This window comes from Candidatus Limimorpha sp. (assembly GCF_056203535.1).
In genome coordinates this window covers 1-5392 of sequence record NZ_JBADWU010000053.1, presented here as the reverse complement: position 1 = coordinate 5392, position 5392 = coordinate 1, and the positions used below count along the sequence as shown (strand labels likewise).

Sequence of the window (5392 nt, the reverse complement as noted above, 5' to 3'; positions counted from 1 at the left end):
CCAAACGAATTATAGGCTCTTGGCCTTGTGGTTCTAATGGATTGTCCTCTGGAAGTTAGTCCCTCCTTCATACAACAAAGGTAGGAAATAACCTTGTACGAATTCACGCTGCAAACTTAAAGTGGTTCTCCTTATCTGCGTTCGGAAGGCATTTGTTTTTCGGGTTCCGCATCTCCGATGCTCAGCATGGTATGAATCGAGCGGTTGCGAGATTCAGAACCTGACGAACAAAGGTCTTGTAGGTTTTGAATGTTTTGGTTATAAAAAGGTCAAATTGTATATTGTTGCCAAAAAAATGAACATTTCAGCATATTTTCCAGAGAAGCTGAAACTTGAAAGGTTATTTCATTCGGAAACTTTTCACGAGTATGAGTCTCATTTGCCGCGTCAAGGTTTCAGGCATCCTATTGGCACCACAAACACGCCATCGCTAATCCGTTTCCCCGCATTAGTTCCTACTGCCGTAAGCACCATTTTGAACGCCGGCGCTTTCATTTTTGTCTTGTCTATCTTGGATTCCAACTCATTCAAAGTAGCAATTCCTTTTTCAATATTGGCAGCCCCACCGAGTTTGATTTCAATTAGACCGTATGTCCCGTCACGACGATGCAGAACGGCATCGCACTCCAGACCCGTGGAATCGCGATAATGAAAGAGTTCGCCATCCAACGCATCTGCATAGGTACGCAAATCGCGCACTGCCATCGATTCGAAGAAGAAACCAAACGAACGCAGGTCGTTTATCAAGTCCTTAGGGCCGACCGACAATGCCGATGTCGCAATGCTTGGGTCGATGAAATAGCGTGTTGCCGAATTCTGAATGGCCGACTTACTACAGATATTCGGGTTCCATGCCGGCATGTCTTCAATCACAAACAGTTTTCGAAGCGCATCAACATAGTCGGCAATCGTTTCATCACTAATAGACTGATTATCATTCTGAAGAATGTCATCTTTCATTTTGCAATAACTTATGGCACACCCTTGATTACGAGCATAAGACCGCAGAAGCAGACGTGTACGTTCGCTGCTACGACGCACTTTGTCAACACGATGAATATCAACCTTATATATTGCCTCGAAATAATCCCGTGCTTCACCCAATGCCAGATTGCCTTTAAGCAGTGTGGCGCGTGGCCAACCTCCTCGACATAGCAGGAAAGCAACATCTTCCAGCTGCAGCTTGTTCTCTTGCGGTTCAATGGATTTCCCCTCAAAAATATCCCCAAGACTGATACTTCCCGTCGATTCGCCCGATTCCCAAAGACTCATCGGACGCATCATGATTCTGCCAATCCTGCCCGTGCCACTATGACGAAGTTTATCCTGTTCAACAGGAACGCTGCTACCCGTGAGAATAAACTGACCGAAAGGTTCACGCCTGTCCACTTCCGAGCGCACCATATCCCACAACACTGGAATTGTCTGCCACTCGTCAATCAAACGGGGTGTGCCTCCTTGCAGCAGCCTATGCGGATAGAACTGCAAGTCATCCTCTGCAGCAGCCAACGTTACGCTATCGCCCAAATCCAATATGCTTTTTGCCAGCTGCTTGGCAGTCGTGGTCTTCCCACACCATTTAGGTCCTTCTATCAAGACAGCTCCCTTTGCCTGAAGCCTTTGCTCCAACTGCAAGTCTGCTATACGATGTTTGTATTCCATATTTCAAAAAAATCACCGCAAAAATACTAAAAAAATGATATGGCACGCATAATATTCGGAAACTTTTCACTATTTTATTCGGAAACTTTTCACTATTTTACTCGGAAACTTTTCACAAGTTCGAGTCTCATTTGCCGCGTCAAGGTTTCAGACATCCTATTGGCACCACGAGCACGCCACACCATCCTTGCTGCGAAGAACTTTTATGCTTGATTTTCCATCACGATTTTGCACATTTATATTGGCAATTATATACTTTTTGACCTATAAAAAACTAGGCAATAATATACTTTTTGACCCATAGAGGTTTATCTTATCTGCGTCCGTCAGGCAAGGACTTGCTTCAGTAAGGCCAAATTCGCCATATTCGCCCGATTCGCGGTCCTTTCTCAACGTCCGGCAGGCAAGGACATTGTAATCCAATTTGTAACCACGATGTTTTTTTCGACCGCGAATTTTGCGAATTTTGCGAATTTAGCGAAATCGAAGATTGGCTACGCCGAATTTACATTTCAACGTAGTTAATAAGGAATCCGCTTCGCGTATTCTCTGACTTTGTCGAGTGTTCTCTGATTTCCGCTCTACGTCCAATGTTTGGGTCTAAATGTATATAGATGCCTTTTTCTTTCCTGTCCGATTCTACCTAATCGGTGGTAATCGGGTTCCGCATCTCCGATGCTCTTGCGGCAAAACCAAACATGTTGCTTTTCAGGCATGGCTTTTTGTGTTTTTGTCAATGGAAGCAATTTTGGTCAGTGGAAGGAAAGTTGCAAATGCTTTTTGTGCCACCAGGTATATAGTCCCCAAACAGTATTATCGATGTGAGATAAAACCATTATGGCACAAAAAGCATATAATTGCCATAATTTCAAATATTCAATATTTTTGTCAACAAATTCGTTGACATTTTGTATTTTTGCCGCAAAATATTTCAAATGAATATTAATGTCGGACAATATATTGCCAACTTGTTGAAGGATAAAGGTGTCAGCCAGTCGGAAGCTGCACGGAAAATCGGCATATCAAGGCAACAGCTGAGTTTCATCATATTGAACCAAAGGGAGTTGAGTGTTCCAGTTGCTTTGAAGATGGAAAAACTGCTTTGTCTTCAGGAAGGAAAACTGTTGGAAATTCAGAACCTGTGGAAAATCCAAAAGTATAAAGATGATGTCAAGCGAAGCTTGTTTGCGCAGCTTGTTGAAGAACATGCGTTTTGGTCTTATCAAGATGTGAGATACGAAATGCTGTCGGACGAAGACTTGGTGGAAAAATGCCTTATTCATCTTGATTTGTGCGACATTGACAAGCTTTTTGAATTATATCCGGCTGCTTTCATCAAGAAAGTCTGGCAAAACAGGCTCGTCATTCAGGGTGATTATCTTTTCGACCTTAATGTCATGATAGCCATGTATTATTTCGGCATCCAACACCCCGAATCGTATCTGAAAAGGAAAGAAACACAATATTTCAATAAAATCATTGGCAATGCGTAAAGGGTTGACAGACAATATTGAAGCTATCATCGAGAGAGTGGCCTCATTGAACTGCATCAAGGACTATACGTTGTGCGGAGGCACCGCCTTAGCCATACAATTGGGCCACAGGAAAAGCGAAGACCTTGATTTCATGATGTGGCGAATCTCGAAAAACGAAAAGCCCGAAGTCGACTGGCCCGCAATAAAGGAAGAGTTGCAGGAAAAAGTGGGAGAGGTGGAAAAGATTGATATTCTTGGCTTTGACCGGGTTCTCTTTATAGTGCATAATGTCAAAATTTCATTCTATGTCAGTAATAATTACACTCCTGTAAATGAACGCATTCCATACATGGGCAACATTCACATTGCTGATGTTTCTTCGATCTTGGCCATGAAACTTGAAGTGATGCTTCGGAGGATGAAACAAAGGGATTATTATGATGTCTATTCCATTGTGAAAGCGGGCTATTCGTTGGATGAAGGCATTGACCAAGCCATAAAATATTCAGGTCATAAGTTGAAAACGAAAAACATTGTAATGATGTTGCTTTCCAATCATTTTGATCCGGACAGTAATTTTTGCCAACTGGAGCCAGTGGAAGATGTTTCTAACGAGGAAACCAGGGGATTTTTGCTGACAAAACTTAAATGATAAGTGTTTCATACAGTATAACTATACTGTGTCATGAAGATTTTTGCAAGTGGCGTGCTGAAATTTTTAGGCACTTATTTACTTGTAGGTCCAGACAAAAACAATAAATAAACAATCAGTCCCAGCACCTTGCGGTGCCGGGACTGATTGTTTTGGCCATTTTGTCTTTCTCAACGCATGGCCGTGCGTTGCCTCACCTTTACACGTCGCCGCCGCGTCGCAGGTTAGGGGACTGTTGGTCTTCAGGCGTGAGGAAACTGTCGCTTTCACCGCCGTAGGTGGCCACGGCACGCTGGTAGGCTTCCTCGGTGCTGTACTCGTCGTAGAGTGTGTTTTTCACGACGAGCACTTGAGAGGAGACGAGAGTGTGTCCTTCGCCCTTGCGCGAGTGGACCCAGGCGTAGGCGCCTTGGAAACTGTCGCCGAGGCTGCAAGCCAAGTTGCCGCTCATCACTGAGAAACCTGTTTCCGACACAAGACTGCGCAAGGTCACCTCGCTGGTCTTGTCGAGCACCACATACTCGCCGTGGAACTTGCAGCGCGGATAACCCGTGATGGGGTCCACCAGCTGTTCCACCCAGATGAACGAAATCTGGTCGCCGTAGTTGTAATCAACGTTGTTGGTTACAACGGCGTTGCTGAACACCCTGACGGTGGTGTCGGCCGTGATGTCGAGACGGCCAAGGGTGATGTCGGTGACCGAGGCACCTGCTTCGCCGGTGAGCACGATGCTCTCCAGCGTGCCCGTCGTGATCTGGTAAGGTGCTGCCACGCAAGCCTTGGCACCGACTTCGCTCTTCGTCAGATAGACTTTGCTGGCGGCAAAGTTCGTCTTGACGAACATGTTGTAGTCGCTCGCACCTTCGGGTTTGTCCTCGAAGGCACCACGGAGGAACTTGCACACCCATTTGCCTGTGATGATGAGGTTGGGCCACTTCATGCGGTGCTTCTGCTGCGCCGAAGTGCGGGTGTTGGTGGTTGAGGTTACTTTTTCGCTGACATACGTCTTGGTGCCAACGCGTCTGAAGGTTAGCTGGCCAAGTGAGCCAGACATTTTTTTGAATTGGCCATCAAGCTGTGCCATCTTCTTTTTTCTCCCTGAAACTCTTTTGTTTATAAAGAGCCGCCGACGGAGCTCCATAATACCGGCTGGTTAATAAATATGATTCAAGGCCGTCGCAGTCCGCTAAGGTTCCTCTGCTGATCTTCATGGGTCGCTCTACCTTTTCTCTACCGATTCTCTACCCGATAGGTAGAGCTGAGGTAGAGTTGGTGTAGTGCCACCGTAGCGTCAGTGTAGCGTCACCCTAGAGGAACTGCCTTCCGACCGGAGGCTGTGAGCCGCTTGCCTTTGGACTTGCGTTTATTCTCGACAGCTTCCATGAGTGGGGAAAAAGGACCGTTTTCTGTCAGCAAATGCTGCGAAAATGCTGACATGGTTTTTGAATGATATTAAAATAAATGGCTCTAGTATAATAAAAGACTGAATTAGGCGTTAAAGACAGAAAAGCGAAGGAAATGAGCGACTACATTACAGCAGAAGAGATCGTGCGACAGGTTCGGATGATGCCGGTTCAGGAGCGTGCTCGGCTGAAAGACATCC

At 45.5% G+C, this 5392-nt stretch carries 4 protein-coding genes; 2 read left to right on the top strand and 2 right to left on the bottom strand.

The annotated features are described in order from the left end of the window. Nucleotides 1-387 precede the first annotated feature (387 nt). Nucleotides 388-1662, bottom strand: coding sequence for an ATP-binding protein (locus tag AC06MN_RS06200; RefSeq protein ID WP_475671484.1), 1275 nt, complete (start codon nucleotides 1660-1662; stop codon nucleotides 388-390). A gap of 935 nt (nucleotides 1663-2597) precedes the next feature. Between AC06MN_RS06200 and AC06MN_RS06195 the strand changes: the two genes are divergently transcribed. Both AC06MN_RS06195 and AC06MN_RS06190 read left to right on the top strand, forming a co-directional pair. Then, nucleotides 2598-3155 (top strand): helix-turn-helix transcriptional regulator, encoded by a 558-nt coding sequence (locus AC06MN_RS06195; RefSeq protein ID WP_475671483.1) that lies wholly within the window; start codon nucleotides 2598-2600, stop codon nucleotides 3153-3155. Beyond that, the gene (locus tag AC06MN_RS06190) at nucleotides 3148-3789 is read left to right on the top strand and encodes a nucleotidyl transferase AbiEii/AbiGii toxin family protein (RefSeq protein ID WP_475671482.1); all 642 of its coding nucleotides are present in this window, start codon (nucleotides 3148-3150) and stop codon (nucleotides 3787-3789) included. Before AC06MN_RS06195 ends, AC06MN_RS06190 begins: the two co-directional genes overlap by 8 nt. 199 nt (nucleotides 3790-3988) lie before the next feature. On the opposite strand, the gene AC06MN_RS06185 is transcribed toward AC06MN_RS06190, so the two are convergent. Beyond that, complete coding sequence (locus AC06MN_RS06185; protein WP_475671481.1) at nucleotides 3989-4930, bottom strand: hypothetical protein; 942 nt, start codon at nucleotides 4928-4930, stop codon at nucleotides 3989-3991. Nucleotides 4931-5392: the final 462 nt, after the last annotated feature.